The organism is Zoogloea sp. (assembly GCF_041911615.1).
In the GTDB taxonomy this organism is placed as follows: Bacteria; Pseudomonadota; Gammaproteobacteria; order Burkholderiales; family Rhodocyclaceae; genus Zoogloea.
The window spans coordinates 23,447-36,884 of the sequence record NZ_JAYROR010000069.1; the positions used below are offsets into that span (position 1 = coordinate 23,447).

16 protein-coding genes are annotated in these 13,438 nt (G+C 62.4%); 13 read left to right on the forward strand and 3 right to left on the reverse strand.

The annotated features are described in order from the left end of the window. Positions 1-10: 10 nt before the first annotated feature. Positions 11-187, reverse strand: a complete 177-nt coding sequence (locus ACE3P2_RS07985; RefSeq protein WP_374263129.1) for a hypothetical protein — start codon at positions 185-187, stop codon at positions 11-13. A gap of 237 nt (positions 188-424) precedes the next feature. Between ACE3P2_RS07985 and ACE3P2_RS07990 the strand changes: the two genes are divergently transcribed. Both ACE3P2_RS07990 and ACE3P2_RS07995 read left to right on the forward strand, forming a co-directional pair. After that, on the forward strand, positions 425-1,603 hold the full coding sequence (locus ACE3P2_RS07990; protein WP_374263131.1) for a tyrosine-type recombinase/integrase: 1,179 nt from the start codon (positions 425-427) through the stop codon (positions 1,601-1,603). Between the two features lie 162 nt (positions 1,604-1,765). Then, entirely contained in the window at positions 1,766-2,809 is a 1,044-nt protein-coding gene (locus ACE3P2_RS07995) for a DNA-binding protein (protein ID WP_374263134.1), read from the forward strand. 106 nt (positions 2,810-2,915) lie between these two features. On the opposite strand, the gene ACE3P2_RS08000 is transcribed toward ACE3P2_RS07995, so the two are convergent. Next, entirely contained in the window at positions 2,916-4,706 is a 1,791-nt protein-coding gene (locus ACE3P2_RS08000; protein ID WP_374263137.1) for an asparagine synthetase B, read from the reverse strand. A 533-nt stretch (positions 4,707-5,239) separates the two neighbouring features. Between ACE3P2_RS08000 and argF the strand changes: the two genes are divergently transcribed. The 11 genes from argF (at position 5,240) to rpsT (ending at position 12,824) form a co-directional block, all read left to right on the forward strand. Beyond that, positions 5,240-6,166, forward strand: a complete 927-nt coding sequence (gene argF / locus ACE3P2_RS08005; protein ID WP_374263140.1) for an ornithine carbamoyltransferase — start codon at positions 5,240-5,242, stop codon at positions 6,164-6,166. 58 nt (positions 6,167-6,224) lie between these two features. After that, positions 6,225-7,454 carry an argininosuccinate synthase gene (locus tag ACE3P2_RS08010; RefSeq protein WP_374263143.1) on the forward strand — a complete coding sequence of 410 codons (1,230 nt, stop codon included), beginning with the start codon at positions 6,225-6,227 and terminating at the stop codon, positions 7,452-7,454. Positions 7,455-7,463: 9 nt separating this feature from the next. Continuing rightward, the gene (locus tag ACE3P2_RS08015; protein ID WP_374263146.1) at positions 7,464-7,697 is read left to right on the forward strand and encodes a DUF2788 domain-containing protein; all 234 of its coding nucleotides are present in this window, start codon (positions 7,464-7,466) and stop codon (positions 7,695-7,697) included. Between the two features lie 19 nt (positions 7,698-7,716). Continuing rightward, positions 7,717-8,040: a pyrimidine/purine nucleoside phosphorylase gene (locus ACE3P2_RS08020; RefSeq protein ID WP_374263149.1), complete on the forward strand. Its 324-nt coding sequence runs from the start codon at positions 7,717-7,719 to the stop codon at positions 8,038-8,040. A gap of 12 nt (positions 8,041-8,052) precedes the next feature. Then, positions 8,053-8,538 carry a YajQ family cyclic di-GMP-binding protein gene (locus tag ACE3P2_RS08025; RefSeq protein WP_374263151.1) on the forward strand — a complete coding sequence of 162 codons (486 nt, stop codon included), beginning with the start codon at positions 8,053-8,055 and terminating at the stop codon, positions 8,536-8,538. A gap of 9 nt (positions 8,539-8,547) precedes the next feature. Next, complete coding sequence (locus tag ACE3P2_RS08030; RefSeq protein WP_374263154.1) at positions 8,548-8,736, forward strand: putative motility protein; 189 nt, start codon at positions 8,548-8,550, stop codon at positions 8,734-8,736. A 139-nt stretch (positions 8,737-8,875) separates the two neighbouring features. Then, a complete protein-coding gene (locus ACE3P2_RS08035) occupies positions 8,876-9,550 on the forward strand; it encodes a TIGR02281 family clan AA aspartic protease (RefSeq protein WP_374263157.1) in 675 nt (224 codons plus the stop codon). Between the two features lie 10 nt (positions 9,551-9,560). Next, the gene (locus ACE3P2_RS08040; RefSeq protein WP_374263161.1) at positions 9,561-10,160 is read left to right on the forward strand and encodes a CoA pyrophosphatase; all 600 of its coding nucleotides are present in this window, start codon (positions 9,561-9,563) and stop codon (positions 10,158-10,160) included. A gap of 97 nt (positions 10,161-10,257) precedes the next feature. Next, the gene (locus ACE3P2_RS08045) at positions 10,258-11,184 is read left to right on the forward strand and encodes a CobD/CbiB family protein (RefSeq protein ID WP_374263164.1); all 927 of its coding nucleotides are present in this window, start codon (positions 10,258-10,260) and stop codon (positions 11,182-11,184) included. A gap of 30 nt (positions 11,185-11,214) precedes the next feature. Next, positions 11,215-12,399 carry an acetyl-CoA C-acyltransferase family protein gene (locus ACE3P2_RS08050; protein ID WP_374263166.1) on the forward strand — a complete coding sequence of 395 codons (1,185 nt, stop codon included), beginning with the start codon at positions 11,215-11,217 and terminating at the stop codon, positions 12,397-12,399. 149 nt (positions 12,400-12,548) lie between these two features. Further along, entirely contained in the window at positions 12,549-12,824 is a 276-nt protein-coding gene (gene rpsT / locus ACE3P2_RS08055) for a 30S ribosomal protein S20 (RefSeq protein WP_374263169.1), read from the forward strand. A 177-nt stretch (positions 12,825-13,001) separates the two neighbouring features. Here the strand turns inward: rpsT and ACE3P2_RS08060 are convergent. Further along, positions 13,002-13,438: transposase (locus tag ACE3P2_RS08060; protein WP_374263172.1), on the reverse strand; the 437-nt coding region annotated here is incomplete at its 5' end.

Here is a 13,438-nt window from a genome sequence, read left to right on the forward strand (position 1 = left end):
GCCCGGCGCATCAGTACCGGCCATGGCCCGCATGCCAGGGCAGAGAGGGCCCGACCCGGCGCAGTACGCCCGCGCCGACGAGGGCCAGCAGCGCCGGGGCGAGCACGTACTCGCCCTGGCCACCAGCCAGCAGCACACCGACAATCAGGCCACACGCCAGCAGCATCCGGCAGATCAGCGTTTCCATCGTTGATTCCTTTCGGTTGACCGCCCGGACGGGGCGGGATGGTGGATTGTGCGGTTCGCCGTTCATGGTTCGAGGCATGGCGAACTCTCGATGACTGTAATTATATACAGCACTTGAGAGTTCGCAAGTTTTTCGCGTGCGACGGATGCCGGGAAACGGGCCTGGACGCGCTGTCGGGATACACTTTCATCCATGAAATCAGATCGATCCGTAGCAGCGGCCCCTACCGCGGTGCCAGTGCGCCCGCTTGACGAAATCGTCATCCCGCCCGAGCTGGATGGTCGTCGCGGTGAAAATCGTGCCGACCCGGCGCGACTGCAGATCACGGCGCAGTGCGACGCCGATGCGATCCGCTGCTTTCTCGCCGAATACGACCGCTCGCCGGGCACCTTGCGCATTTACCAACGCGAGTGCGAACGCCTCCTTCTGTGGGCGTTGATTGACTGTGGAAAGCCGATCTCGAGCCTCAATCGACAGGACTTCGAGGGCTATCTGAACTTTCTTGCCGATCCGCAGCCCGCCTCGCTGTGGTGTGGTCCGAAGGCGGAGCGTCGGACCGAAAAATGGCGGCCGTTCGTGGGGCCTTTGAGCGAAAGCGCGGTGCTCACCGCGATCGCCGCGATCAACTCGTTGATGCGCTATCTGGTGGATGCGGGCTATCTGATGGGCAACCCGCTGGGTCTGATCCGCCAGCGGCGCCGCAAGATGTCGGCCGAGGCTGCCGGGCCGCTGCGCGCGGTGGCGAGCACCGACGAGGTGGATAAGGTCGAACGCTTTCTCGATTCGCAGATGTGGCAGGCCGTCACCGCAGCGATCGAGGCGATGCCCCGCGATGCCGAACGAGGGCGCGACGAATACGAGCGCGCCCGCTTCATCGCGGCGATCCTCTACATGCTGGCGCCACGCGCTGGCGAGCTGGAAAGCCACAGGATGAACAGCTTTCGCGAGGAGCGCGGTTTGTGGTGGTGGCACGTGGTGGGCAAGGGCGGCAAGAAGGCCAAGGTGCCGGTGGCCGACGACATGCTTCAGGCGCTGATCCGGTATCGCAAGCATCTGGGCCTGAGCGCCGTGCCGCGTCGCGACGACACCACTCCGATCCTCGTGTCGGTGAAGGACGGCAGCCCGATCACGGCGCGACGCCTCAATCAGATCTTGAAGAAGATTTTCCATGCGGCGGCCGAGTTGCTGCCACCCGACGCCGAACACAAGAAGGAAAAGCTGCGCGCGGCATCTGCTCACTGGGGGCGGCATACCGGCATCACGGCCAAGCTCGACAGTGGGATCGACGAGCGTTTCGTGCAGAAGGACGCGCGTCACAGCGATCCACGCACCACCCAGCGTTACATCCACGAGGAAGAAGAGCGTTGGCACGACGAAGCCCAGAAGCAGCGCCTGCCATGGGCGGGTGGCAAGTAAATCGTTCGCAGGCGCCGGTGGAATTTCGGATTGACCGAGACATATTTCCGGTGTGCATGACGATTCGACGAATCGTCATGAATGCGACGTTTTCCGGGCGTATACGTATGGTAATGTCGCTCTGTTGCACTTTTTTGCAGTTGTTTTTCAGAGGGACGAACCATGGCGCGCAGCAGCAGCGTTTCTTTTGAGGCGGTCGAACAGATCTGCTTTCAGTTGCTCTCCCAGGGAGAGAATCCGTCTTTCAACCTCGTGTATGCCGAGCTCGGCAACAAGGGGTCGAGCGAAATCGTCCAGCGCTACATCGACCAGTGGAGACGGGAGACAGGCGCGGCCTTTTTCCGCCAGCGCAGCATTCCCGGCATGCCCGACGAGCTGGTTTCGGCGGCCGACACCTTCATGGGCAAGGTGTGGTCTCTGTCGCTCCAGCAGGCCGATCAGCTGCTTGCCGCGCAGCGTCAGGAGCTTGAGCAGGAGCGCGAGGCTTTCCGCACGCGTCTGCAGAATGCCGAAGATCGCGTTCACCAGCTTGAAACCGACGCGACGGCTGCCGCCCGGCAGATCGAGTCGCTCCAGCAGGGGCTGCAGAGCCGCGACAGCACGATTGCCGATCTGCGCAATCAGGCCCTGGAGTTCCTGCGTCAGCGGGAAGGACTCGAAAACCGGATCAAGCTGCTCGAGGATGCCGCGGAGAGTCGCGAGCAGAAATTCGCCGCCGAGTCGGAGCGCATGACCCGTCTGCTGCAGACCGATCGTGATCGCTACAACGCTTCCCTCAAGGACGAACAGGATCGCAGCGCCCAGGAGCGTGAGCTGCTGATGAAGCAGATCGAAACGGCGCGCCAGGAGAAGCTGTCGGAAATCATGTCGATGCGTCAGCAGATCGCCAACCGCGAAGAGCGCGAGACCCGTCAGCGGGAGCAGACCGAGGAGGCCAAGGCGGCGCTCCGCGAGGCGGTGTCGAAGACACGCCAGATCGAGACTTCCCTGGCGGCGGCGGAGGGGCGTATCGAGCGCCTGCAGGCCCAGCTCAAGACGGCAAGCGAAGCGGCTCACGGCAAGGAGTCCGCCGTAGCCGCCGCCGAAGCACGGGCGCGGGCGGTGGAAGAGGTGCGGCTCGCCGAGACCGTGCGCGCCCAGCGCGCGGAGGCGGCCCTGGCCGAAGCGCTGGCCGAACTGGCCATGCGCCGCAAGCAGAGCGCCTGACGCGCTCCTGAAACGAAAACGCGAGCCGCCGGATTCGGCTGCTCGCGCTTTGTTGCGACTGCCCGACCGGAGTCGGGCGGGATGTCAGCGATGCTTCAAGGGTGCCTCAGCGTGTCGTCGGCGCGTGCTTGTCGAGCCACTGGCCGAGCATCATCGAAATCCACACCATTTCGCCGTAGTAGCCGGGGAAGGCCGGAAGGTGCGTGGTAAAAAGTTCGCTGACGAAATCCTTGCGCAGGATGTTGCGCTGCACCAGGATGTCCAGCGACTCGCGCGCCAGGGCTTCGAGCCCTTTGTGCTTGAGCACCCAGTGGCCATAAGGCAGGCCGAAGCCTTGCTTCTTCTTGGTGATGATCTCCTGGGGCAGGAAGTCGCGCAGCGCTTCTTTGAAGAACCAGCGCAGTTGCAGGCCCTTGAGCTTGTATTCGGGGGGTAGTTGCAGCGAGAAGTCGAGCAGGTCGTCGTCGAGCATCGGGAAGATCGCGTCGACCCCGGCCAGCCGCGTACTGCCGATGACTTTCGGCAGATCGTTGTCGGCGAGCGTGAAGCGCCAGTCGAAGCTCAGCATCTTGTTCACCAGCGCGTGGGCGGTGGTGTTCTGCCAGACGCGCCGCTGCAGCTTGACCGGCGCATCCGGATCGACCGCGCTGAGGAAATCCCGCGGGAAGACGTTGTCCATGCCCAGACGGTAGATCAGGTTGTACTGGGCGGTGCGCTCGGGCAGCGGGGTGTTGGCCTGCTCGATGTAACTGGCGGCCTTGCGCATCAGCGGCAGTTTGCCCAGTGGGGTCTGCATGATGACGGGCTCGAGGAGCGCGCCCTTGATGAGGCCGGGCACTTTTTCGTAGTAGCCGAAGACACGCTGCTTGGCGTAGCGCGTGTTGCCCCCGAACAGTTCGTCGCCACCATCGCCGGCGAACATTTTGCGGTGGCCGTCGTCGTGGGCGAGCTTGGCGCAGAGGTAGGCGGGCAGGACCGACGAGTTGCCGAACGGCTGGTCGTAGGATGCCGCAACGCCCGGAATGTGGGTGACGAGATCGTCGGAGGTGATGTAGTACGGCCGGTGATTGACGCCGAAATGCTTGGCGGCGATCTTGGCGAACTCCATCTCGTCGTAGCCTTCGGCTTCGAAACCGATGGAATAGGCGGTTACCGGGTTGCCGCTGCGGGCCAACATGCCGACGACGGTAGAGCTGTCGGTGCCGCCGGACAGGAAGGCGCCGACCGGACGACCGTCGAGTTCGCGTTCGACGGCGGTCTTGATGAGCGACTTGAAGGTGTCGGCGCTGCGGGCGAAGTCGGCGTCGGTCGGCTCTTCGAAGCGTGGCTGCCACCAGGCGGCGAGCTGGGGCTGCGCGCTGTCGGCCACCAGGCGAGCGCCGGGTTCGAGGCGGAAGATGTTCTCGAAGATCGTGCCGGGGGCAGGGATGGCGTGGAAATACAGGTAATCGAAAACGCTCTGGGCCGAGATTTCGCGGCGCAGGGCGGGTACCTCGTTGGCCTTGTCGGCAAAGCTCAGGCGGCGGCCTTCGCTGGCGTAGCAGAAGCCGAAAGTGTTGAAGCGGTCGGAGGCGAGGCCGATCCGGCCCTTGCCGAGATCGAGCCACAGCAGCGCGAAGCGGCCGCGCAGGCCGCGCAGGAAGGCGTCCGGCGCTTCGAGCAGCGCCGCAAGCGCGATACCCCAGCCGTCGCGCTCGATGCGGCCGGCGAGGGCTGCGTCATGAAAGCGCGGCTGGCCCTGGAGCAGGAGCAGTTGCTGGCCGATGCCGAATGCGCGAACGTCGTCGCCGCCAAACTGCAGTTGCAGGCCGGGCAGGGTGATGTCGCCGCTCGGGGTCAGCCGATCGACGTTCTGGGTCCGGTCGAGGGTGTCGAAATCGATAAAGCCGCGAATCATGGATGTGCTGCGCTCTCGGTGTGACGCCGGCGGTGATGCATGCGGCGTGTTGAAAAAGGTCGGCCTAGGGTAGCCCCGTCGGGGCTCGGTGGCGCGGGCAAAGTTGTTGCTCGACGAAACTCTGTGGCGGCATCGCTGTTCGTGTGATGTCCGCGATATGGCGTGTCCCGTGCCACCCCGGCATTCAAGGCGGGCGAAGGGTAGCAAATGATCATGATGTTGGCACGGTCACGTAACCACTTTTGTGAATTTGCGCGCGTTTTCGGGCTGGTTGCCTGCTTCGGCGCATCCACCGTCGTGTCGCCTGGAGCCCGTGGAGGCGTTAGGGCGCTCCTGTTTGGTGAGTCTCCGTGAGGTGACTATACAAAAACATGGTTTTGAATTAGGATGATAGGTCTGATATCAGACAATCAAACGGCAGCGTAGGCTGCCGTTTCGCCTTTTTGTCGACTGGACTTTCGGGTTTGGATGCCGGATCACAAAATCCAGACGCGATATTTTGCCTGACGGCACGATAATCAAGAACGAGTGCCATGAACGCACCGAGACACTACCTACAGTTCAAAGATTTCACCCGCGCCGAATACGACTACCTCTTTGCCCGCACCCGCTGGATCAAGGACAAGTTCAAGCGCTACGAACCCCATCACCCGTTGTTCGACCGGACCCTGGTGATGATCTTCGAAAAGGCCAGCACGCGCACGCGCCTGTCCTTCGAGGCGGGGATGCAGCAGCTCGGCGGCTCGGCCATCTACCTCAATACCCGCGACTCCCAGCTCGGTCGCGGCGAGCCGGTCGAGGATGCCGCGCAGGTGATCTCGCGCATGAGCGACATCGTGATGATCCGCACCTTCGAGCAGTCGATCATCGAGCGCTTCGCCGAATATTCCCGGGTGCCGGTCATCAACGGACTCACCAACGAGTTCCATCCCTGCCAGATCCTGGCAGACATCTTCACCTACATCGAACACCGCGGCTCCATCCAGGGCAAGACGGTGGCGTGGGTCGGTGATGGCAACAACATGTGCAACACCTGGCTGCAGGCCGCCGAGTTGCTGGACTTCAAGGTTCATGTCTCGACGCCGCCGGGCTACGAGTTCTGCCCCGAACTTGCCGGCGTCAAGGATTCGGATCACTTCGTGCGCTTTGCCGATCCGATGGACGCCTGCCGCGGCGCCGACCTGGTGACCACCGACGTGTGGACCAGCATGGGCTTCGAGGCCGAAAACGACGAGCGGATGCGCGACTTCGCCGACTGGCGGGTCGACGCCGACATGATGCAGGTGGCGGCCCCCGACGCCCTCTTCATGCATTGCCTGCCGGCGCACCGGGGCGAGGAAGTCACCGCCGACGTGATCGACGGGCCGCAGTCGGTGGTCTGGGACGAAGCGGAAAACCGCCTGCACGCCCAGAAGGCGCTGATGGAATTCCTGATGATCGGCAAGGTCGACAACGACTGAACCGGTAGCGTGAAACGATTGATTCAAGACTCATCTACTCATTAGCAGAAAGCGGGACATGAGCGACGTTAAGAAAGTGGTGCTTGCCTACTCGGGCGGGCTGGATACCTCGGTGATCCTCAAGTGGCTGCAGGACACCTATCAGTGCGAAGTGGTCACCTTCACCGCCGACCTCGGCCAGGGCGAAGAACTCGAGCCGGCGCGCGCCAAGGCGCTGAAGTTCGGTATCAAGCCGGAAAACATCTTCATCGACGACCTGCGCGAGGAGTTTGTCCGCGACTTCGTCTTTCCGATGTTCCGCTGCAACACCGTCTATGAAGGCGAGTACCTGCTCGGCACCTCCATCGCCCGTCCGCTGATCGCCAAGCGTCAGATCGAGATTGCCCGCCTGACGGGCGCCGACGCCGTCTCCCACGGCGCCACCGGCAAGGGTAACGACCAGGTTCGCTTCGAACTCGGCTACTACGCGCTCATGCCCGGCGTGAAGGTCATCGCCCCGTGGCGCGAGTGGGATCTGCTGTCCCGTGAGAAGCTGCTGGCCTACGCTGAAAAGAACGGCATTCCCATCGAGATGAAGCACAAGCAGGGTGGCTCGCCCTACTCGATGGACGCCAACCTGCTGCACATCTCCTTCGAAGGCCGTCACCTGGAAGACCCGTCCGCCGAGGCCGAAGAGTCCATGTGGCGCTGGACGGTTTCCCCGGAAGCGGCGCCCGACGCCGCCGAGTACGTCGATCTCGAGTTCGAGAAGGGCGATCTGGTCGCCATCAACGGCACCCGTATGAAGGCCCACGAGCTGCTCGCCAAGCTTAACGCGCTGGGCGGCAAGCATGGCATCGGCCGTCTGGATCTGGTCGAGAACCGCTACGTCGGGATGAAGTCCCGCGGCTGTTACGAAACCCCGGGTGGCACCATCCTGCTGCGTGCCCACCGCGCCATCGAGTCGATTACCCTTGACCGCGAAGTCGCCCACCTCAAGGACGACCTCATGCCGCGCTACGCCAGCATGATCTACACCGGCTACTGGTGGTCGCCCGAGCGCCTCGCCTTGCAGGCCCTGATCGACCAGACCCAGCAGACCGTTAATGGCTGGGTGCGCGTCAAGCTCTACAAGGGCAACGTGATCGTCGTGGCGCGTGATTCCAAGACCGACTCGCTGTTCGATCCGACCATCGCCACCTTCGAAGACGACCAGGGCGCCTACAACCAGAAGGACGCTCATGGTTTCATCCGTCTCAACGCGCTGCGCATGCGCATTGCGGCCAACGCGAAGAACAAGCGGGGCTGATAAGTCGGCATGGATCCCAATGCCATATTCATGTTCGGGCTGACCGTCGCGGAGTTTGAGGACATCTCCCTCAAGGTCTGCGTCGGCGGCCTGATCGCCTACATGATCTTCATCATCGGCCAGCTCGCCTGGGAATCCAAGGCAGGCAAGTATGGCGCGCTCTGGATGTTCGTCGGGCTTGGGGTCGGCTTCATCGGCTTCATGGCCAAGGGCATCATCCAGCGGCTGCTTGGAATCGAATAATTTTCTGCAGAGTTCATCCATGACCCAAACCGCCCAATTCGACGGCGTTTCCGTCGTCAAGCAAGCCAATGTCTACTTCGACGGCAAGTGCGTCAGCCACACCGTCCTGTTCGCCGACGGCAGCAAGAAGACCATCGGCGTCATCATGCCGGCCAGCCTGACCTTCAACACCGGCGCACCCGAAGTGATGGAAACCGTGGCCGGCGCCTGTCGCTATCGCCTGAAGGGCGAGACCGAATGGAAGAGTTCCGCCGCGGGCGAAAGCTTCAACGTGCCGGGCAATTCCAGCTTCGACATCGAAGTGACTGGCGAGCCGTACCACTACGTCTGCTACTTCGGCTGAGCGGAGCGCGTCATGCCGTCCTTCGACATCACCTCGGAAGTCGACATGGTTGCCTTGCGGAATGCCGTCGAGGGTGCCAATCGCAAGATCACCGGCCGCTACGACTTCAAGGGCAGCGACGCCCGCGTCGAGCAGTCCGAAAAGCTGCTCACCTTGCATGGCGACAACGATTTCCAGCTCGAACAGATGCTGGCCATCCTGCTGCCCGAGATGACCGCCAAGAAGATCGATGTGCGCTGTCTCAAGCACGGCGACGTGCAGAAGGTCGGCGGCAACAAGGTCAAGCAGGAACTCACGGTCCGCGTCGGGATCGAGCAGGAGCAGTCCAAGAAGATCGTCAAGCTGATCAAGGACAGCAAGCTGAAGGTCCAGGCAAGCATCCAGGGGGAAGCGGTGCGCGTGAGCGGCGCCAAGCGGGATCTCCTGCAAGAATGTATTGCCCTGGTCCGCAAGGAAGTCGCCGACTATCCTTTGCAGTATGGCAACTTCCGCGACTGATACCTCGGCATGAACATCGCTTCCACCGCTTCGACTTCGCAGGTCCAATCTCAGGATGCCGTTTCGATTCTGATGCTGAAAAAAGCGCTCGATCAACAGCAGGCTGCCGCAGCGCAGATGCTTGCAGGGCTGCCTCAGCCGGTTCGAGCGCCCGATCCGTCGGCCACTGTTGGGCGCACCATCGATACCTTTGCCTGATCGGATGCCCTGCGGCGTGTTCTCAAAAGACCAGCTTTCGAGCTGGTTTTTTGTTAGTGGTGCCGACATCCCGGGCTCGCGCCGGGAGGCGTGGCGGTCTATGGCAGAATGCCATGGTCAATCATCCGTGTTCCCGTTCATGGCAAAAGTATCGCTCACCTTTCGTCCTCGTCGTTCGGCTGGGGCGGCTGCATTGCTGGCTGCCGTGCTGAGCGGCCCTGCCTGCGCGACCGATGTGGCGCTGGCAGGCGTCTTTCCCGGCAAGGCGCTCCTGATCGTCAATGGCGGCGCGCCGCGGGCCGTTGGCGTCGGCACCACGATCCGCGAGGGCGTCCGCGTTCTGTCGGTGGATGGCGATAGCGCGACGGTCGAGATCGACGGGCTGCGTCAGCGCGTCGTTGTCGGGCAGCATCCGGTCAGTGTTCAGGGCGCGCAGGGGAGGGGGGCGGCAACCGTCACCATTGAGGCGGACAGGCGCGGCATGTTTCATACCGACGGTTCGATCAACGGGGCGCCCGTTCATTTCCTCGTCGATACCGGCGCCACCCTCGTGGCGCTCGGTCGTAGCGACGCCCAGCGCGCCGGCCTTGACATCACCAAGGGCGAACCGATCAAAATTCACACGGCCAATGGCCTCACGCAGGGTTGGCGGCTTGCGCTCAATTCCGTCAAGGTAGGGGGCATCACCCTCAACAATGTGGACGGCGTGGTGCACAGTAGCGAACTGCCTGCCGTCCTGCTCGGTGCAAGTTTTTTGAATCGCATGGAGATGCGCCGCGACGGAACGGCGCTGCAGCTGCGTCAGCGTTTTTGAGCAATCGATCATGAAGCCTACCGCGCCCCTTGAATACACGGCGGACTGGCTCCGACGCTGCTTCGCGTCGGGGCGTGCCGGCGATTCGCCCGTCGAAGACGGCATACCGGCCGGGCCGCTGCGTCCCGCCGCGGTGCTGGTCCCCATCGTGCTGCGAGCGCCCGAGCCTTCGGTCCTGCTCACGCGTCGAACGGACCACCTTCATCATCACCCTGGGCAGGTCAGTTTTCCAGGTGGACGCGTCGAGACGCAGGATGCCTCGCCGCTCGACACCGCCCTGCGGGAAACTGAGGAGGAGATCGGGCTGCACCGCAACCAGGTCGAGTTGCTGGGGTGTCTGCCCGAGTATCGAACCGGCACGGGCTTCGAAATCACGCCCGTGGTGGGGCTGGTCTCGCCGCCTTTCAAGTTGAAGCTCGACACGTTCGAAGTGGCCGAGGCCTTCGAGGTCCCGCTCTCGTTCCTCCTCGATACGGCGAATCACCAGCGCCACGCGGCGGTGATTCGCGGCAAGCGCCGCGAGTACTACGCGATGCCGTACGGTGACTATTTCATCTGGGGCGCGACTGCCGGCATGATCGTGAGTCTTCATCGATTCGTTTCGCAATGAGCGAACGGCATTTGTGTTGCGTCGGTTTGATGGTATCTTGGGCGCCTCCCCAATAGGCTTGACGAACCATGAGGGCTGATCGAAAGCCCCCCGCCGCATGACCCTGTTTTCGCTGATCGTCGCGCTGCTCATCGAGCAACTTCGCCCGCTATCCGTTGCGCGTTTCGTCCAGACGCCCCTGCAGACGTTTGCCCGCTTCCTCGAGGACCGCTTCAACGACGGCGAGGCCCGCCATGGCGCAGTGGCGTGGTGGGTGGCGGTCATCACGGTGTGCTTCGTCTCGGCCCTGATCTACTTTCTGCTCTGGAACATCCATTTCGCCCTGGCGATGGCGTTCAACGTCGTCGTCCTGTATCTCACGATGGGCTTCCGTCAGGTGAGCCATTTCTTCACCGACATTCAACTTGCGCTGCGGATGGGCGAGCTCGCCCGCGCCCGGCAACTGATCGGCGAGTGGCGGGGCCGCAGCCACGCCGAATCGAGTTCCAGCGAAGTCGCTCGCCTGGCGATCGAAGAGGCGCTCGTGGCGGCGCATCGCAATGTGTTCGGGGTGATCTTCTGGTTCGTGCTGATGCCTGGCCCGAGCGGTGCACTGCTGTATCGGCTGGCCCGTTTCTTTGACGAAGCGTGGGGGCGGCGTAGCGGGGATCTCGACTTCGGCGATTTCGGTGCTTTTGCGCAGAAGGCGTTTGCGGTGCTCGACTGGGTTCCGGTTAGACTGACCGCGGCTGCCTTTTCGATCGTTGGCGATTTCGAGGACGGCGTGTATTGCTGGCGTGCCCAGGCCAGCCAATGGAAAGACAAGGCTTCCGGTATACTGGTTGCGAGCGGCGGCGGCGCCTTGGGCGTGCGTCTCGGCATGCCGATCTACGAATCGGGTGAAGTTGTTGAGCGGCCTGAAATGGGAATCGGCGACGAAGCCGACGCCGATTTCATGCAAAGTACTATCGGCTTGGTCTGGAGAACGCTGGTGCTGGTGTTTCTGGTGTTGGCACTGCTCGGCGTGGCAAAGATGGGTTGGTAATTTCCGTAGTTATCGAGTGGAGGAATAAATATGGCTAATCGTGAAGTTGTGGTTTTGAGCGCAGTCCGTTCCGCGATCGGTGCCTTTGGCGGCGCCCTTGCCGATTTCGATACCAGCGAACTCGCTGGCATCGTGATGAAGGAGGCTGTTGCCCGGTCGACCGTCGATCCCCAATTGATCAACTACGTCACTGTCGGCACCACCATGCCGACCGACTCCCGTTACGCCTACGCTTCGCGTGTTGCCTCCATTCAGGCTGGCCTGTCGATGGATTCCGTGGCGATGCAGGTCTCCCGCCTGTGTGCTTCCGGCCTGCAGGGCATCGTGACCACCGCCCAGAACATCCTGCTTGGCGATGCCGATTACGGTATCGGCGGCGGCGTTGAAGTCATGTCGAAGGCTGCCTACATGCTGCCGGCGCTGCGCTCCGGGGCGCGGATGGGCGACACCAAGGCCATCGACTCGATGGTTGCCGTGCTGACCGACCCGTTTGGCGTCGGCCACATGGGCATCACTGCCGAGAATCTGGCTGTCAAGCACAACATCAGCCGCGAAGAGCAGGACGCCTTTGCTGTCGAATCCCAGCGTCGTGCCGCTGCCGCAATTGATGCCGGTCACTTCAAGTCGCAGATCGTCCCGATCGTCAAGCAAACCCGCAAAGGCGACGTGGTCTTCGACACCGACGAGCATCTGAAGCGTGGCACCACGATGGAATCGCTGGCCAAGATGAAGCCGGCCTTCAAGAAGGACGGCACCGTCACCGCCGGTAACGCTTCCGGCATCAACGATGGCGCGGCATTCTTCGTGCTGGCCGATGGCAACACCGCCGTGAATGCCGGTTACAAGCCGATGGCGCGCCTGGTGTCTTACGCCGTTGCCGGTGTTCCGAACGACGTCATGGGCGAGGGCCCGATCCCGGCGACCAAGCTGGCGCTCAAGAAGGCTGGCCTGACGCTGGATCAGATGGATGTCATCGAGTCCAACGAAGCCTTTGCAGCCCAGGCGCTGACCGTCATGAAGGTGCTCGGTCTGGACCCGGCCAAGACCAACCCGAACGGCGGCGCGATTGCGCTGGGCCACCCGGTCGGCTGTTCCGGCGCGTTTATCGCTACCAAGGCGCTGTATGAACTGCAGCGTACCGGCGGCCGCTACGCGCTGGTCACGATGTGCATCGGCGGCGGTCAAGGCATCGCGACGGTGTTCGAACGCATCTGAGCGTTTGATTGTCGTATCGAGGGCCCCGTCTGATGGCGGGGCCTTTTTTTGCAGAAGATCTCAACAAAGCTTAGAAAATGCTTGTCAAGAGGTATGGGTTTCCCATAAAATCCATGGCTTTACTGCATTTCTTTCAGGATTACTAAAAGATGGCCAACTCGGCACAAGCCCGTAAGCGCGCCCGTCAAGCTGTCAAGGCCCGCGCCCTCAACATGAGCCTGCGTTCGCGTCTGCGCACCGCCATCAAGGCCGTCCGCAAGGCGATCGGCGGCGGTGACAAGCAGGCTGCTCAGCAAGTTTTCGTCGCTTCCCAGCGCACGATCGACAGCATCGCTGACAAGAAGATCATCCACAAGAACAAGGCCGCTCGTCACAAGAGCCGTCTGTCTGCCGCCATCAAGGCGATGGGCGTCGCTGCCGCTTGAGTTTGATCCAGGTTGAGCCACTTCCTCCCGAAGTGGTTTTTCCTTGAAAAAAAGACCGCTTCGGCGGTCTTTTTTTGTTTGGGCCGCGTTATCTGCGGGGCTGCCATCTTGGCGCAGTCTTTTGGATCGAATTGGTTTTCAGTTGTAAGCACCCGGCAATCCCCTCTTGACCGAGCCTCAGGCTGAATCCGGCCTCCACCGATGCGGCAGCAACTCCCCGATCCGACTCTGCTGCTGCGTCGGCAGACGGGTGAGGACGTCCTTCAGATAGGCGAACGGCTCATGCCCATTCAGGCGTGCCGACTGGATCAGGCTCATGATCGCCGCGGCCCGCTTGCCGGCGCGCAGCGAGCCGGCAAAGAGCCAGTTCTTGCGGCCGATGGCAATCGGCCGGATCTGGTTCTCGATCCAGTTGTTGTCGATGGGCACGCGGCCATCTGTCAGGTAATGGGTCAGCGCGGCCCAGCGTTTGAGGGTGTAGTCGATTGCTTTGGCGCTGGATGACCCGTTGGGGATCTGTCCCCGGCAGACCAGCAGCCAGGCCTTCAAGTCTTCCAGCAGCGGCTGCGCCTGGCTCTGGCGCAGCGCCTGGCGAGCCTCGGCGTCCAGTGTCC

Bases quoted from the DNA above. Each gene is read 5' to 3' on its own strand.
- ACE3P2_RS07985 (WP_374263129.1), bottom strand. From the start codon at position 187: ATGGAAACGCTGATCTGCCGGATGCTGCTGGCGTGTGGCCTGATTGTC.
- ACE3P2_RS07995 (WP_374263134.1), top strand. From the start codon at position 1,766: ATGGCGCGCAGCAGCAGCGTTTCTTTTGAGGCGGTCGAACAGATCTGC.
- ACE3P2_RS08000 (WP_374263137.1), bottom strand. From the start codon at position 4,706: ATGATTCGCGGCTTTATCGATTTCGACACCCTCGACCGGACCCAGAAC.
- argF (WP_374263140.1), top strand. From the start codon at position 5,240: ATGAACGCACCGAGACACTACCTACAGTTCAAAGATTTCACCCGCGCC.
- ACE3P2_RS08010 (WP_374263143.1), top strand. From the start codon at position 6,225: ATGAGCGACGTTAAGAAAGTGGTGCTTGCCTACTCGGGCGGGCTGGAT.
- ACE3P2_RS08015 (WP_374263146.1), top strand. From the start codon at position 7,464: ATGGATCCCAATGCCATATTCATGTTCGGGCTGACCGTCGCGGAGTTT.
- ACE3P2_RS08020 (WP_374263149.1), top strand. From the start codon at position 7,717: ATGACCCAAACCGCCCAATTCGACGGCGTTTCCGTCGTCAAGCAAGCC.
- ACE3P2_RS08025 (WP_374263151.1), top strand. From the start codon at position 8,053: ATGCCGTCCTTCGACATCACCTCGGAAGTCGACATGGTTGCCTTGCGG.
- ACE3P2_RS08030 (WP_374263154.1), top strand. From the start codon at position 8,548: ATGAACATCGCTTCCACCGCTTCGACTTCGCAGGTCCAATCTCAGGAT.
- ACE3P2_RS08035 (WP_374263157.1), top strand. From the start codon at position 8,876: ATGGCAAAAGTATCGCTCACCTTTCGTCCTCGTCGTTCGGCTGGGGCG.
- ACE3P2_RS08040 (WP_374263161.1), top strand. From the start codon at position 9,561: ATGAAGCCTACCGCGCCCCTTGAATACACGGCGGACTGGCTCCGACGC.
- ACE3P2_RS08045 (WP_374263164.1), top strand. From the start codon at position 10,258: ATGACCCTGTTTTCGCTGATCGTCGCGCTGCTCATCGAGCAACTTCGC.
- ACE3P2_RS08050 (WP_374263166.1), top strand. From the start codon at position 11,215: ATGGCTAATCGTGAAGTTGTGGTTTTGAGCGCAGTCCGTTCCGCGATC.
- rpsT (WP_374263169.1), top strand. From the start codon at position 12,549: ATGGCCAACTCGGCACAAGCCCGTAAGCGCGCCCGTCAAGCTGTCAAG.